Genomic DNA, 15,090 nt, shown 5'->3' on the forward strand with positions numbered 1-15,090 from the left:
GATCCTGACCGCCGGACGGGCCGCACTCAAGGAGTACCGCTAGGCGAGAGATGCCTGCGGCAACACGATTGAGGAGACAGTTATGACTATCGAAATGAACAAGCCGTCCTTCGGCGTGCTGGATGACGTGCGGGTCGTCTACTCCGCCGTAGAGATCGCCGCGCCCACAGCCGCAGAGATCATGGCTGAGTGGGGAGCCGACGTGACGTGGATCGAGAACACCGGCACCGGTGACTCCATGCGCGATACCACCTGGGTGAAGGAGATGGAGCGGCGCAACATGCGTTCCCTATCTATGAACCCGTTCTCGGAGGAAGGAAAGGAGATTTTGCTGCGCCTAGTCGAGCAGGCGGATATCTTCATTGAGTCGTCCAAGGGGCCGGTCTATGCGCGTAAAGGAATCACCGACGAGATGCTGTGGGAACGTAACCCGCAACTGGTGATTGTCCACGTATCCGGTTTCGGCCAGTGGGGCGACCCGGAACGTACCAATGCCGCAGCCTATGATTCCACGGTGGCGGCATACGCCGGAATCACCGCGCAGAATGGTACGCCGGAACAGCCGATGGGAATTGCTCCCTACTCCGGGGATTACTTCAACTCTCTCATGATCATCTCGGCGGCGCTCGCCGCGTTGCACAAGGTCGGCCGCACCGGGCAGGGAGAGAGTATTGATCTGGCCATGTACGAGACGTTGCTGCGAGTCGGCGTCTACTACATGATGGATTACCTCAACGCGGGAGTGCTCTATCCGCGTCCGGGCGCGCGTCACCAGAACCTGTGCGGCATCGGGCAGTATCGCTGCAAGGACGGTTTCATTCAACTGTGCGTGTACGGCGTGCCGCAGAACAAGTACCTGCTGGAGACCATCGGTCTAGGTGAGCTGTGGGGCACCGAGGAGTATCCAGAGGATACGTCCGCCCTCTGGCTTGACGGACCCAAGGCACAACTCATCGAGCAGAAGTTGGACGAGTACCTGCTCACTCAGAGCAAGTACGACGTGCAGAAGGACTTCGTTGCTCACCGTATCGCCGCACAGGTTGTATTCGAGTTCGATGATATCCTCGCCGAGGAGCACGTCAAACAGCGTGAATGCTTCATCGAATGGGAGAACGCGGAGGGACGGAGCGTCAAGGGGCTCAACACATTCCCGAAATTCACTAACAATCCGGGCGGGTTCTGGCGCCCCATGCCGCCGCTCGGTTATGACACGGCGGATCTTCTCTCGCGTGCAGGCTTTTCACCCGAGGATGTCGAGCGATTCCGCGCGTCCGGTAACGTCCGCTTCGGTGACGGGTCGGAAGCGGACGGCGGCCGAGAGGGATAACCGGCGGCCGAGAGGGATAACCGACGGTCGCGAGGGATAGTCGGCGGCCGCGCGGAGTCAGTTCCGCCTGGTGCCGCCGACTTATCCGGCAAAGGCCAAGTTGAAGAGGTAGCAGTCCGTTTGAGGAGGCATTATGACTGAGCTTGCAGACGGGTTGAACGTGCGCTGGTTATGGGAGGAACAATGCGCCCGTATTCCCAATCACGAGTTCCTTGTTTTCGAAGATACGGACACGGAGCAGATTCGCCGCTACACCTACCGTGCCTTCGACGACGAGGTGAACCGGGCAGCCAATATGTTCCTCGGCCGTGGTGTGCAGGCGGGGATCGCGTGGCGGTACAACTGGGCAACTCGCCCGAGTTCATCGAATGCCTTTTGGCGCTGGCGAAAATCGGTGCCGTCCTCGTTCCCCTCAGCGAGTGCTACACGCCAAATGAATGCAGGTACATAGTGGAAGCCTGCAATGTTCGGCTGCTGGTTACGCAGGCCGAGCGGTGGGAGCAGTCAGCCGTCTCACCGCAGGTGGACGTCGTGGTTGTGGATGCCTCGTGTGGTGCCGACTCGCTGCAAGTAGTGCCCGATGTCGCCGGATCACGGCCTGCAGTCGCATCGCGGCCCGACGGCCCCGGCCTTTCGGCGGGTGGTGATGCGCCGTCGACCGGTACCTCTGCTCCATCGTGCGACGACGCCGGACCCTCGGCCGCAACTGCCGACTTATCGGCCGCAAGTGCCGGACCCGCGGCCGGACCCGCCGAGGAGTCGGATGAATCGCAAACACGGCACGGCGCCCGGCCGGTGGGCCGATACGGCGTGCTCAAACTCGGTGAGTCGACCCGGCTGCGGGAACGCCGCCCTCTGGCGGATCAGGACTTGTTGGAAATCATGTATACCTCTGGAACGACGGACCGACCCAAAGGCGTGATGCTGACGCATGCCAATTTCATTTTCTCCGGTACATATGTTTGTTGGGAACTCGGAATGGGACCGGATGACAGATATCTGAGCACCATGGCTGCCACCCATGTCAACCTACAGCTATCTGCTCTTATGCCGGTGATCGCCGCGGGGGCGACACTCATCCTTCAACGCCGCTATTCTGCGCGGCGTTTCTGGCGGCAGGCACGCAAGCACCACGCCACGCTCGTTCAAGGCATGGCCATGATTATCCGTACCCTGCTCCTTCAACCGGTGGACCCGCAAGAGCGCGAACACTGGGTGCGCGATGTTCACTACTTTCTGCCGTTGACCGATACCGAAAAGCAACGATTCGAAGAACGGTTCGGCGTACACCTCCTGAACAACTACGGCTCCACCGAGTCGCTGGTAGGTGTCATCACGGACCTGTCGTCATGGCCGCGTCGTTGGCCGTCTATCGGGCGCGCTGGAATCGGCTACCAGGTCAGAATCCTCACCGCCGATGGAAGCGAGGCACTACCGGGTGAGCGTGGCGAGATCGTCATCCGCGGCACGCCCGGGCGTTCTCTTATGGCGGGGTACTGGAATGATCCCGAGGCAACTGCCCGGGTGATCGACTCGGAGGGCTGGTACCACACGGGTGATATCGGCACGCGTGACGCGGATGGATGGTTCTACTTCGTTGACCGCAAGGCAGATCTCATTAAACGCTCCGGTGAGAATATCTCGGCCGCGGAGGTTGAAGGGGTGCTGCGAGGCTGCCCGGGCGTGGCCGACGTCGCCGTCGTCGGAGTGCCTGACGAGGTGCGCGACGAAGCGGTAAAAGCGGTGATTGTTCCCGGTGGAAGCGACCTGAGCGAAGAAGATGTGGCCGTTTACGCCCGTCAGCACCTGGCCTGCTTCAAAGTTCCCACAATCATTGAGTTCCGCGACGAACTGCCGCGGGGCGAATACGGAAAAGTTCTCAAAGACCTGCTGTAGGCACGCTGGAGTAGGCACAACCGAAAGGACACAAGGATGACTATCAAAACCGAGATGGTGGGGCAGACCTTCGGCCCCTTCACACGCGACTACACCTTCCGCGATCTCGAGCTCTTCGCGCTTGGATGCGGCGCGGGAATCGACGGTAAAGACGGCCTCGAGTATCTCAATGAGCACGACGAACGTGACCCGCAGCTCAAGGTCCTTCCCATGTTCGGGGCCATGCTGATCGTAGACTCGGAAGTCACGCGCACCATCGACTACGGCTACAACTATGCGGGCTCCCTGCACTGGGGTTTCGACATTCGGTTCCACCGGCCGATCACCAAGATGGCGGACCACCTGGAGACCAAGGTGAAACTCGAAGGGCTCTACGACCGCGGCGAGGGCCGCGGCCTACTAGCGCAGCATATCGGCGACACCTACGATTCCGAGGGTAACCTGCTCTTCACCAATGAGTCTTGGGACTGCCTGATTTACGACGGCGGCTGGGGCGGGCCGAAACCGCCGAAAGACATCGTCGAGATGCCGCAGACCGAGCCCGATGTGGAGGTGAGCGAGCGGATCCCGGAGAATCAAGCGCTGATCTATCGCCTCTCGGGTGACTATCATCCGCAGCACATCGACTGGGACTATGCCGCAGAAAACGGCGAGCCACGCCCGATCCTGCACGCCATCTCTTACGCGGGCGTGGTGATGCGCCATGCTATCAACGCCTACGTGCCGGGTGAGCCGGAGCGCATCACCCGATTCAAAACCCGTATCACCTCGCCGGTGCATCCTGGCTCCACCTTGAAGACCCAACTGTGGAAGGTGGGGAGGGTGAACTGCGCTTCCGCCTCGTGGATGAGGACTTTGAGACCAGTGGCGCCAAGCCACATCTCAACTGGGGAATCATCGAGTTCGAGTGAGTGCGGGTTGGACGGGTGAATAACCATGGACAGTGCAAGTAGAGCGAGCAGAAGCGCTGCACCCGGCGGTGATGGTGTACCCGGGCGCAGTGAACACGACGCGTCGGAGTCGAAGGCGAGTAGCGCGCAGGGCATGGAGGGAAGCGGTGTGCCGGCCAGAGTCAGGCTTGACGACGTCGGAATGACGCCATTCCTGAAACGAGTCACGTTGTTCTCCTCCGGCGGTCCCTTTCTTGAGGGATACGTGTTGGGCATTATCGGCGTAGCCCTGACAAAGATGACTCCCGATCTGGGGATTGACGATCACTGGAGTGGCATGATCGGCGTTGCGGCGCTGGTCGGCCTCTTCATTGGTGCATCGGTCGGCGGGTGGGTCACCGATCTGATCGGACGTCGCAAGATGTTCGTGATTGACGTGGTGACAATCGTGGTGCTGTCGGTGCTGTGCATGTTCATCGCCTCGCCCGTCCAACTCTTCATCCTCCGCTTCCTCATTGGCATTACCATCGGAGCGGACTATCCAATTGCTACCTCAATGATCACCGAGTTCACTCCGCGGCGATACCGATCAATTTCCATGGGCGTGATTGCTGCCATGTGGTACGTAGGGGCGAATGCTGCGTATCTGGCAGGTTTCTTCCTACTCGACGTGCCGGGTGGTTGGCGGTGGATGCTCGGCAGTTCGGTGATTCCCTGTCTGGTGATCCTGGTCGGACGCTGGTCCATCCCCGAGTCGCCGCGTTGGCTCCTGGCGAAGGGACGCGTCGAAGAGGCGGAAGCGGTTGTTCTTCAGGTGTACGGGGAGGGGATCACCATGGACGACGAGGTGACGGCCACGAAGACGCGCTTCTCCAAGATCTTCCACGGAACGTATCTGCGTCGTGTGCTTTTTGTGGGAATCATCTGGCTCTGCCAGGCCATTCCGATGTTCGCAATCTACACATACGGTCCGCGTATTATCGGTGCCTTCGGCCTGGGAGAAGGGCGGGCCTCCTTGATTGGCGAGTTGATTATCGGCACGTTGTTCATGCTCGGTACAATTCCGGCGATGTTCCTCGCTGAGTCCCTGGGGCGGAGACCGCTTATTCTGGGATGCTTCGCTGTCATGGCGGTGGCTCTTGCAGTTCTTGGCCTTGTGCCGAATGCCGCCATGGCCACGGTTGTGATCTGCTTCGGTATCTACGCACTGTTCTCAGGTGGACCGGGGAATTTGGAATGGTTGTATCCAAACGAGCTCTTTCCCACCGATATACGGGCCTCGGCCATGGGCGTGGCCATGGCGATCTCCCGTATAGGCACGGTGGTCTCCATTTATGTTCTCCCCAGCTTCATGAACGAGCATGGCACGGGTCCGACGATGCTGGCGGGCGCGGCAATCACGTTGTTCGGATTCGTCGTCTCCGTGTTCTGGGCACCCGAGACAAAGGGGCGCAGCCTAGCGGAGACGGGTTCGCCGGAGTTCACAGGCAGGTAGAGATGGGGGGACTACTTTGGCCCATCCGGTTGACCACGAAGGAGCCGGAAAGTCAGTTGTTTCGTCGAATCATCGCGGACCAGCCATTCAGCTGCCTACGACGCCACGCGCAGGCCTCCACTGCCGCGGTCGTGTGGAATCTGAAGTTGGTCGGTCACCAGATGCTCCGCATACTCGGGTATCTCGGTAAGAAAACAGTCGATGTCTTCTATAGACAAACAAAAGGCGCGCATGAGTACCGATCCTTCAATGGCATCAAGCAGACGCGTCATGGACATGGTGCGCGGCAGAGCGCCTGTGCTTTTGAATTCCCAGAGTCTGCTCCGGATCTGCCCGATGGGATCGAGGTACAGATGCTCGTAAACACGGCGGATCACCGGCTGATTGGTGGAACCTGTTTCGACGAAGACGCGGCGCACGGCCTGTGCGTGGCATCCCAGGTAGAGTCGCATGCGGAACTCGGCCTCGTTGACCAGAATGTCATGCACGGTTTCGCCGATAGGACCCGGGCAGGGCACGAGGATGCGGAACGCGTCCAGCAGCAGGGACTCACGGTCGGCCCAGCGCGAGTACATCGACGATTTACCAACGCCTGCCTGCGTGGCGACTTTCGTCAGATTGAAACCGTGCCAACCGCTTTCGCCGTAGGAGCAAAGTGCCGCCTTGAGGATCCGGCTATCTGCTTCGATGTTGCGCGGGCGGCCGATGCGACCAGGACATTCGCGCGGAGTAGGCATGGCTCCCCCTCAGAAAGCAATCAGTTTCATTGCGTGCACAACTATTCTAGAGCACCGCTTGGCCTCGATAGGGCTGTAGTATCGGCCGACTGTTCTCGGCGCCGGGTCGTATGCGCATGCTGTGGGTGCCGAGGCCGGGATCCACCGAGTGCGGTGGGGCGGATGTCCGACGCGAGCAATGTTGGGTTCACACGGATGTTGCTTGAAAAGCGCGCGTTCGTTCGGGTGGAACGGCCCTAAGCGGTTCCGGTTGGAAGATCCACACCGGTTCTGGTGGAAGGTCGATGCTGGTTCTGCTGGAACGGCCAATACGGCGCCGAAGGCGGAGAGTCTACTTTCCTGCCGTGTGAATGATGTGATCGCGGCTTTTCCTGCGTGATCCGTAGCCCTGCGGCCCTGACTTGTGTAGGATATTAACCATCCGGAACATTGTGGTGTCCGCGGGCATCAATCCCGGGCCCGTCCTGCAACGGACGCGGCTGCCGCCAGCCACCGTAGGCTGGTGCACGAACAAGTGAATAGAGGTCGGGCAAGTTCCGATCTGGCCCGCAAGGTGTTGACCTTGCACTATACGATACAGAAAGAGGCTCCAATGACCGTAGTCGTTGCGTACAAGTACGCGGCTAATCCCCAGGACGCATCCGTTGGTGCGGATGGCGTTGTTGACTGGTCACGCGCCAAGGCGTCCGTGAGTGAATACGACCCCGTTGCCATTCAAATCGGCCGTAACCTGGCCGACGCAGAAGGGGCGGAGCTTGTTGGTGTCAGCGTCGGCGGCGCGCAGGTTGCCAGCTCTATGGCCAAGAAGAATGCCATGTCGAAGGGGCTGGACCGCGGAGTCGCGGTGGCCGATGACGAGACTGTCGAATGGAACTCCACCAAGGTGGCATCCGCGCTGGCAGGCTTGGTCAAGAAGGTGGACGGTGTAGATATCGTTCTCACCGGCGATTCCTCGATTGATGAGGGTGCCAAGATGATGTCCGCCCTGCTTGCCGGTTTCCTCGGGTGGCCGTGCTTCCAGGAGGTAACCGAGGTAGAGAAGACGGGTGACGGGTACACCGTGACTCAGGCCGTCGCCGGTGGCACACGGACGGTTAGCGTGTCCGGTCCCGTCGTGGTAGCTGTCTCGGCCGACGCCGTCACGCCCAAGGTTCCCTCTATGAAGGACATCCTCGCCGCCGGCAAGAAGCCGGTGGAAACGGTCGCCGTCGCCGATGTGGCCCGGCCGACGTGTCACTCACCGTAACCGGGCGTTCCAAGCCGGCTGCGAAGGCACGCAAGAATGAACTCTTCTCGGGTGACGACGCGGCTGCCCAACTGGTTGCAGCTCTCCGTTCCGCCGGTGCGCTCTGAGAGTAAGAAAGGAAAGTAGACGAAATGGCAAATGCGTGGATTATTGCGGTTGACCCGCAGGTTTCTGCTCTCGTTGAGCTCGGACGCGCCCTGGGCGGAGAAGTCACGGGTGTAACGGTTGGCAATGTGCCGCTCAGCGGTGTTGACAGGCTGTTCTCGGTGTCAGTGACCGATGATCTGCCGGCAGAGGCCGCCGCTCCGGCCGTGGTCGCAGCGGTGGCAGCGGCACCCGGTGACGTTATCTTTGCGGCGAATAAGTCGGCGGAGCGTGTGCTTGCCGGTGCCGTGGCAGCGGCATTGGGTGCGCCGGTTATCACCGGGGTGAAGAGCCTCGCCGACGGGGCTGCAGAAGTGAACCGTTACGGCGGGATTACCGCAGAGAGTGTTTCCTTCTCCAGTCCAATTGTGGTGATTGCCGACGGCGGAGCCGAAGGGGAAGACGCTGCTCCAGCAGCGGAAGTTGCGGCTTCCGAGGAGATGTTCAACGCGACAGTCACAGCGACCGAGGCGGCGGATGTTACGCAGGCCAATCTCGGTGCAGCTAAGGTGATCGTGGCCGTGGGGCGCGGCTTCAAGGCGCAGGAGGACCTCAAACTTGCCGAAGATCTTGCGGCGGCCGTGGGTGGAGAAGTCGCCTGCTCCCGTCCACTCTCCGAGGGCAATGGCTGGATGGCGCGTGATCGCTACATCGGCATTTCCGGTCAGCAGGTTTCTCCGGATCTGTACATTGCTGTCGGTATCTCTGGGCAGATCCAGCACACTGCGGGTATGGCTGATTCGAAGACCGTCGTCGCCATTAACAATGATGCGAATGCTCCGATCTTCGCGTTGTCTGACTATGGAATTGTTGGTGACCTGTACACGCTGCTGCCCGCACTCACGGCAGCGGCCAAGTAGGCGATGATGGCGGAGGAAGAGAGCTACGACTTCGACGTTATCGTCGTCGGCGGCGGTATCGCGGGAATGGTATGCGCCTACCTGCTCGCGCAGGAAGGCCGCGAGGTCCTGCTCATCGAACGGGGAGTAGAGCCTGGTTCCAAGAATCTATCCGGCGGTGTGTTCTACTGCCGGGTGATGGAGGAGATCTTCCCGAACTTCGTCGAGGAGGCGCCGGTGGAGCGGCGCATCACACGCAACTGTCTGAGTTTCATGAATCCTGGATCCTTTGTAAACGTGGACTACTGGGATTCACGCCTGGCTGAGCCAGTTAATGCCGTCACCGTGTTGCGGGCCAAGTTCGACGCGTGGCTTGCCGAGAAGTGTGAGGAGGCCGGTGTCGCGGTTATGCCCGGCATTAAGGTCGACGAGCTGATCAACGAGGACGGTCGTTTCGTGGGTGTGCGCGCCGGCGACGACGAACTGCGCGCTCGCGTGGTTGTTGCGGCCGATGGCGTGAACTCGTTCATTTCTCGCTACGCTGGCATTCGCGCCAAGGAACCGACGAATAATCTGGCCGTTGGTGTGAAATCCGTGATCCAGTTGGGCGAGGAGAAGATACGTGACCGCTTCAACCTGACCGGCGATGAAGGCGCGGCATACGCCATCGTCGGCGACTGTACCGAAGGTGTCGGCGGCGGTGGCTTCATGTACACCAACAAGGACTCGGTTTCTATCGGAGTCGTTGTACGCTTGGACGATCTGGCGGCGAAGGGGAAGTCTTCCTCGGACCTGCACGATCATTTCCTCTCCCATCCGGCGATCGCTCCCTTCATCGAAGGCGGCGAACTGCTGGAGTACGGCTGCCATCTGGTGGCCGAGGGCGGGCAGCGCATGCAGCATGACCTGGTGCGGTCGGGCCTTGTGGTGATCGGTGATGCCGCCGGGTTCACGCTGAACACCGGATTCACGGTGCGTGGCATGGATCTGGCCGCCGGCTCTGCACGTGCGGCGGCCAAGGTTATCAACGACGCGATCGAGGCGGGCGACTATTCGCAGGAGTACCTGGAACGGTACATCGACGAGTATAACTCGACCTATGTGGGCAAAGACATGGCGACCTACGCCAAGGCTCCGGACTTCCTGGAGAACGAGGAGATGTATGGTCAGGTCGGCGAGTTGGTTGCCGAGGTACTCTTTGGCGTGTACAACTTGGATTTGACTCCGCGGCGGCACCTGGTGCCGCTGGCCAAGGACGCGCTGAAGCAGTCGGGTCTAAAGATTCGCAGACTTGCCAAGATCGGCATGCAAGCAGTAAGGGCGATGTGACATGGCTGATTTCTTTGAAGGAAGTGTTCCCGAGCGGCTGGCCAGGAACGTCTACGAGGTGGACGAGGGCAATCCGCATATCGAGGTGAACCAGGAGATCGCCAAGGCGACGGGCACCGGCAAGGTGCTGGTGCGTGTGTGCCCGGCTCATGTGTATTCCGAAGAGCCCGACGGGACCATTTCGGTTGAGTATGCGGCTTGCCTGGAATGCGGCACCTGTTTGGCTGTTGCAGCACCCGGTGCGCTGAAGTGGCACTACCCGGCCAGTTCGATGGGCGTCGTGTTCCGCGAGGGCTGACGCGCAGGTGGCCGTCCGGCTGTGTTAGGTTGCGTCTAGCTATCGGTTGACCACCGACCACCCGTGGGAATGGTTTCGTCTCCCTCTCCATGACTACGGGTAACGCGAGGGCGGGGGCTCCGAATGGAGCCCCCGCCCTCGTTGTTGTGCAGTAGGGGATAGCGGGTTGGCCAGCGTGCTCTGGTCGCGGCGGGGCTCACAGGGATAAGGTGCTGGGCCCTGTTGGTATCGGCCGCCTGGGTGAGCGATGCCGGGTCTAGCTTGGTCGACATTCCGGGTTTTCGGTAGTTTCTCCGGGTTATTCGTGGAAAACTGGCGAAAACCAGGAGAGCCTAGGAGCCTACCCGTGGGCGGCCCCGGTGGAAGGCGACGCCCATCCCCGGCGACAAGGCGACACGCGGCCCGGTGGGGGCCAGAAGCACTGGAAGTCGTCAAGGCTAGCGACAAGGCGACCCGCAGACCTGAGGAAGGGACCCCGTGTGAGGACGCCTGCTCGGATTCTCTGGAGATCACCCACAAGGACTACTGATCGTCCACGGGGATCGCCCGCGGGGATGAGCGTCCCTTCCACGATGGTCCGCGTTCGCCCACGGGGTTCCCAGTGGAGGTACTCTTCCTCGTCGTCGGGTAAGTAGCGGGAAACGCCTTCCTACACCAGGGTCATTGCCTGGCGTGCGATGGCAAGCTCCTCATTGGTCGGGAACACGAGCACCGCGACCTTTGACTCGGGTGTTGAGATGATGCGCGGCTCCTTGGAGCGAACCTTGTTCTTCTCTTCATCAAGGAAGATGCCGAAGGGATTGAGGCGCTCAATGACCTCGCGGCGCAGTTCGGCGTCGTTCTCACCAACGCCTGCGGTGAAGGTGATCGCATCCAGACCACCCATAATCGCTGAGTAGGAGCCAATGTACTTGACGATCCGGTGCGCATAGACGGCCAGGGCCTCGATCGCGTTGGCGTCTCCGGATTCGGCGAGCTCACGCACTGCACGCATGTCGTTATCGCCCGCCAGGCCCTTGAGGCCGGACTGGCGGTTGAACAGGTCGTCCAACTCGTCGATTGACATGTCGGCCACCCGTGCCAGGTGGAAGACCACCGCCGGATCGATATCGCCGGTGCGTCCGCCCATCACCAACCCCTCCAGCGGGGTTAAGCCCATGGAGGTTTCCACGGCTTTGTTATTGACCACGGCGGACGCGGATGCGCCGTTGCCCAGGTGGAGGACGATCTGCTTGAGATCGTCGCGGCCAAGAAGTTTCGAGACCTCGCTGGAAACGAACTGGTGTGATGTGCCGTGGGCGCCGTAGCGGCGAATCTCGTATTTCTCCGCCAGTGCGCGGTCAATGGCGTAGGTGGCGGCCTCTCCCGGCAGCCCCTGGAAGAACGCCGTATCGAATACGGCCACGTGGGGCACGTCGGGCAGGAGGCGCCGGGCGACAATGATGCCCTTGAGATGCGCCGGATTGTGCAATGGGCCGAGTGGGCACAGCTTCTCAATGGTTGCCTGCACGTCGTCGGTGACAATTGCCGGACCATCGAAATACTTGCCGCCTTGCACGATCCGGTGGCCGACAGCTTTGATGGAACTGTCGGTCAGTGAGGGGCCAACTTCGTCGCACAGGCGTAAGACCTCTTCCAAGCCCTTGCCATGATCGGGGACCGGGCCGTCGATTTCGCGGGTGATATCGCGGTAAACGTGCTCGATATGGCCGGTCTCCTCGCCGATGCGCTCGACGAGTCCGTGGGCGATGGCCTCACCGCTTTCAGGGTTGACGAGCTGGTATTTGATCGAGGACGACCCTGAATTGATGACAAGAACAGACATTGTGCTCCTCGTGTAGTGCTGTGCCGGGATTCCGGCGGTTCAAACTTGTATCTGGCCGATCCCGGCGATGGCGTTGTTTGCGCCGGGCTGATGTCGGCGCCGATGTTTGTACGGCGCGGACTCACGACCGCGTATGTGCCGAAGAGTCGGCAACCTTCATTCAGTCCTGTTGTGCCTGTACGGCGGTAATGGCGACGGTGTTGACTATGTCCTCCACCAGTGCGCCGCGCGAGAGATCGTTGACCGGTTTGTTTAGACCTTGCAGGACCGGACCGACAGCGACGGCTCCGGAGGAACGTTGCACTGCCTTATAACCGATATTGCCCGCATTCAGACTGGGGAAGACGAACACCGTGGCGCGCCCGGCGACGGGGGACCCGGGCATCTTCTTGGCAGCGACTGTCTTATCGACGGCGGCATCGTACTGGATTGGACCTTCTACCAACAGTTCCGGACGCGCCTCTTGTGCAAGCTTAGTGGCCTCGGCGACGGCGTCGACGTCGGGGCCCTTGCCGGATGTTCCGGTGGAGTAAGAGAGCATGGCAACCCGTGGCTCCACACCGAACTGTCGAGCAGTTTCTGCGGAGGAAATGGCGATTCCCGCCAACTCCTGCGGTGTGGGATTGGTGTTGACCGCGCAGTCGCCGTACACGTATACGCGATCTTCCATCAGCATGAGGAAGACGGAGGACACAATGGATGCTCCCGGCCTGGTCTTAATGATCTGGAAGGCAGGAACGATGGTGTGTGCGGTTGTGTGGGCAGCGCCAGAGACCATGCCGTCGGCATCGCCCATATGGACCATCATGGTGCCGAAGTAGGAGACATCCTTCACCTTCTCCACCGCCTGCTCGTAGGTGACGCCCTTCTTGGCGCGCAGGTGGGCGAACTCGGTGGCGTACTTCTCGATGCGTTCCGGATCATTAATCGAGACGATTTCGGCGCCCGTCAGGTCGAGGCCGAGCTCTGCGGCGTGGGCGGTAACAGCGTCTTCTTCGCCCACCAGGGTGATATCGGCGACTCCACGGGCGAGTAGTTCGGCAGCGGCCTGGAGGATCCTGTCATCTTCCGATTCCGGCATAACGATGCGTTTGCGGTCTGCGCGGGCGCGGGCGATGAGCGCGGCGGTGAAACTGAGAGGGGTGATTACCTCTGAGCCTTGTTCCATAGCGGCCCGCAGCGTCTGCTCGTCCGTACCTTCAATGGTGCGTGGCTGTCCATCCGGCAGCAGGACCAGGGGACCGGTGAGTCCGGCAGCGGGCAGTTCCTGCTCGAACCCATCGGCCGCATCGACCACGATGGTGGCTGAGATGGGCCCGTTTTCTCCGGAGATCTCGGCGGCGGAGAGCGAGGCGATGGCGGCTGTTTCTACGGCAGTACGCTCGGCTCCGGTGAGCACCATGATGACGGAGGTGCCGAGATTGGCAGCTGCGCGTCCGGTGCGCGCGAGCATGCCGGGATTGAAAGGATCACCATCAAGCACACCGAGTACGACGACGGCATCCAGCCCCTCGGCGTAGTCTGTGTACCGCTTGACTAGGGCGTTCATGGCGGCCTCTTCGTCAGCGACGTAGGCTTGCCGAGTTGTGCCCCACGCACGGTCGACGTCGGCGGCCTTGCCGACCCGCTGCAGCAGTTCGAGGAACACCGCGTCGTCGTGGATGGGGCCATTGGCGAAGGCGCGGAATACGCCAACGTTGTTGTACTGCTGGAGGAGCGAGTCGAGATATGCACGCAGAACGGTTTGCGTGCCGCAATTGCCTTCGATCGCCGTGAAATAGACGCTGTTTGCCACGATGCAATCCTTCCGGTCCCTCTGGTTGGGGACCCTCAGTTGGCGGGAGTTTCTCGCCGGTCCGATTTTCGCATATTCCGCGCCTAGGATGTACGTCCTAGTACATTTTTCCCGGGGTGCGTGAGCAAAAGCACTTTGTCGGTGGTGTAGTCCACAGGTAACGGCCCAGAAGTAGCGGCCCGCAAGTATGCGCTGCGTCCATGTCTCGCTAACCGACCAAGTGGACGTTGTCCAAGCTGCCTTCAAGTAGTGATGTGTCTCGTAAGTCGGTGGCTGGAGGTGGCGTGTCTATAGGAAGTGTGCGTAGTAGGCTAGCAGCCATGGTGCCGGTACACGCACAGATGCACGCGACGACGCGGCTACAAGCCAGGCGGCGTATTGGGGCGATATTGGGAGCGTTGATGCTGAGTTGTGGACTGTCGGGATGTTCTGATGAACGCCCGGGCGCGGAGCGCCAGTCTGGTGGTGCGGTTGAGTCGAGCGCCTCGGCAGATGGTACGCTCGCCGCTACTTCGGGTACAGAGCAATCCGGGGCAGGAACGACGTCGACCGATGGAGGCCCGGACGAAACTCATGAAGGAGTAGCCGATATGAGGCAGATCAAAATCGTGGTGAACGGGGAGGAACTCAGCGCCACGCTGGCGGATAATAGTTCGGCGCAGGCGCTGGCAGAGCTGCTCGCAGATGGCCCGATCACCGTGGAGATGGAAGACTATTCTGGCTTTGAGAAAGTTGGTGATCTGGGAGTCACCCTTCCGCGTAACGACACACAGATCAGCACGGAGCCGGGAGACCTCATCTTGTACCAAGGCAGCAACTTCGTCATCTATTACGGCACCAATTCGTGGAGCCTCACCCGTTTAGGCACGATCGACGACGTATCTACGCAGGAGCTGCAAAGGATCCTCGGTACGGGCGCAGTGACCGTGGAGTTGAGTCTGGCGCAGGGGTAACACTGCTCAGGTGATCTCCTGGCGGGGCAGGGGGTAATCCTCACGCGATGTGGTTAGCGCCTGCGAGGAGGAGGCGGCGTGCTGCAACGAGGAACTCCGCCGGTCGCTATGTGGTCCGAGCGTGCGAGGAGGAGATGATCTGCGCAGAAGGCTGACGCGCCTAAAACGCGCCTAAAAGCGGCGTTCGGTGGAATCGCTCTTCTGACCTGACTACCGCTTCCCGACCCGATGCCGGGCTTACAGCTTGCCGGAGGATTAGCAGTCTGGGTGTGGTTTTGCCAGCCTGGTCAAGAATCCCAGCCTGAATGCGGCCACG

General features: G+C 60.7%; 12 protein-coding genes and 1 pseudogene. 10 read left to right on the forward strand and 3 right to left on the reverse strand.

The features are described 5' to 3' along the window. Nucleotides 1-82: 82 nt before the first annotated feature. From caiB to DDD63_RS04085, 5 genes are all read left to right on the forward strand, one after another. A complete protein-coding gene (caiB, locus tag DDD63_RS04070; protein ID WP_108715302.1) occupies nucleotides 83-1,327 on the forward strand; it encodes an L-carnitine CoA-transferase in 1,245 nt (414 codons plus the stop codon). A gap of 133 nt (nucleotides 1,328-1,460) precedes the next feature. Continuing rightward, entirely contained in the window at nucleotides 1,461-1,778 is a 318-nt protein-coding gene (locus DDD63_RS13325; RefSeq protein ID WP_346426232.1) for a hypothetical protein, read from the forward strand. Further along, on the forward strand, nucleotides 1,703-3,223 hold the full coding sequence (locus DDD63_RS04075) for an AMP-binding protein (RefSeq protein WP_346426243.1): 1,521 nt from the start codon (nucleotides 1,703-1,705) through the stop codon (nucleotides 3,221-3,223). The genes DDD63_RS13325 and DDD63_RS04075 overlap by 76 nt, the downstream gene beginning before the upstream one ends. Before the next feature lie 36 nt (nucleotides 3,224-3,259). Further along, on the forward strand, nucleotides 3,260-4,153 hold the full coding sequence (locus tag DDD63_RS04080; RefSeq protein ID WP_240611410.1) for a MaoC/PaaZ C-terminal domain-containing protein: 894 nt from the start codon (nucleotides 3,260-3,262) through the stop codon (nucleotides 4,151-4,153). A gap of 6 nt (nucleotides 4,154-4,159) precedes the next feature. After that, nucleotides 4,160-5,608, forward strand: a complete 1,449-nt coding sequence (locus DDD63_RS04085) for an MFS transporter (RefSeq protein WP_240611411.1) — start codon at nucleotides 4,160-4,162, stop codon at nucleotides 5,606-5,608. 95 nt (nucleotides 5,609-5,703) lie between these two features. Here the strand turns inward: DDD63_RS04085 and DDD63_RS04090 are convergent, their stop codons facing one another. Beyond that, on the reverse strand, nucleotides 5,704-6,345 hold the full coding sequence (locus tag DDD63_RS04090) for a TetR/AcrR family transcriptional regulator (protein WP_108715305.1): 642 nt from the start codon (nucleotides 6,343-6,345) through the stop codon (nucleotides 5,704-5,706). Nucleotides 6,346-6,937: 592 nt separating this feature from the next. On the opposite strand from DDD63_RS04090, the pseudogene DDD63_RS04095 reads away from it, so the two are divergent. The 4 genes and pseudogenes from DDD63_RS04095 to DDD63_RS04110 all read left to right on the forward strand — a co-directional run bounded on the left by DDD63_RS04095 (nucleotide 6,938) and on the right by DDD63_RS04110 (nucleotide 10,201). Then, nucleotides 6,938-7,698 (forward strand): annotated as a pseudogene (locus DDD63_RS04095) (electron transfer flavoprotein beta subunit/FixA family protein). A 24-nt stretch (nucleotides 7,699-7,722) separates the two neighbouring features. Next, entirely contained in the window at nucleotides 7,723-8,595 is an 873-nt protein-coding gene (locus tag DDD63_RS04100; protein WP_108715306.1) for an electron transfer flavoprotein subunit alpha/FixB family protein, read from the forward strand. Between the two features lie 6 nt (nucleotides 8,596-8,601). Next, nucleotides 8,602-9,903 carry an FAD-dependent oxidoreductase gene (locus DDD63_RS04105; RefSeq protein WP_108715307.1) on the forward strand — a complete coding sequence of 434 codons (1,302 nt, stop codon included), beginning with the start codon at nucleotides 8,602-8,604 and terminating at the stop codon, nucleotides 9,901-9,903. A 1-nt stretch (nucleotide 9,904) separates the two neighbouring features. Further along, nucleotides 9,905-10,201 carry a ferredoxin gene (locus tag DDD63_RS04110; RefSeq protein WP_108715308.1) on the forward strand — a complete coding sequence of 99 codons (297 nt, stop codon included), beginning with the start codon at nucleotides 9,905-9,907 and terminating at the stop codon, nucleotides 10,199-10,201. A gap of 649 nt (nucleotides 10,202-10,850) precedes the next feature. Here the strand turns inward: DDD63_RS04110 and DDD63_RS04115 are convergent. Together DDD63_RS04115 and pta are read right to left on the reverse strand one after the other, a co-directional pair. Continuing rightward, nucleotides 10,851-12,026 carry an acetate kinase gene (locus tag DDD63_RS04115; protein WP_108715309.1) on the reverse strand — a complete coding sequence of 392 codons (1,176 nt, stop codon included), beginning with the start codon at nucleotides 12,024-12,026 and terminating at the stop codon, nucleotides 10,851-10,853. 160 nt (nucleotides 12,027-12,186) lie between these two features. Continuing rightward, complete coding sequence (gene pta / locus DDD63_RS04120; RefSeq protein ID WP_108715310.1) at nucleotides 12,187-13,821, reverse strand: phosphate acetyltransferase; 1,635 nt, start codon at nucleotides 13,819-13,821, stop codon at nucleotides 12,187-12,189. Nucleotides 13,822-14,105: 284 nt separating this feature from the next. On the opposite strand from pta, the gene DDD63_RS12400 reads away from it, so the two are divergent. Then, nucleotides 14,106-14,774, forward strand: coding sequence for a cyclophilin-like fold protein (locus tag DDD63_RS12400; RefSeq protein WP_205647314.1), 669 nt, complete (start codon nucleotides 14,106-14,108; stop codon nucleotides 14,772-14,774). Nucleotides 14,775-15,090: the final 316 nt, after the last annotated feature.

Source organism: Actinobaculum sp. 313, assembly GCF_003073475.1.
Taxonomy (GTDB): Bacteria; Actinomycetota; Actinomycetes; order Actinomycetales; family Actinomycetaceae; genus Asp313.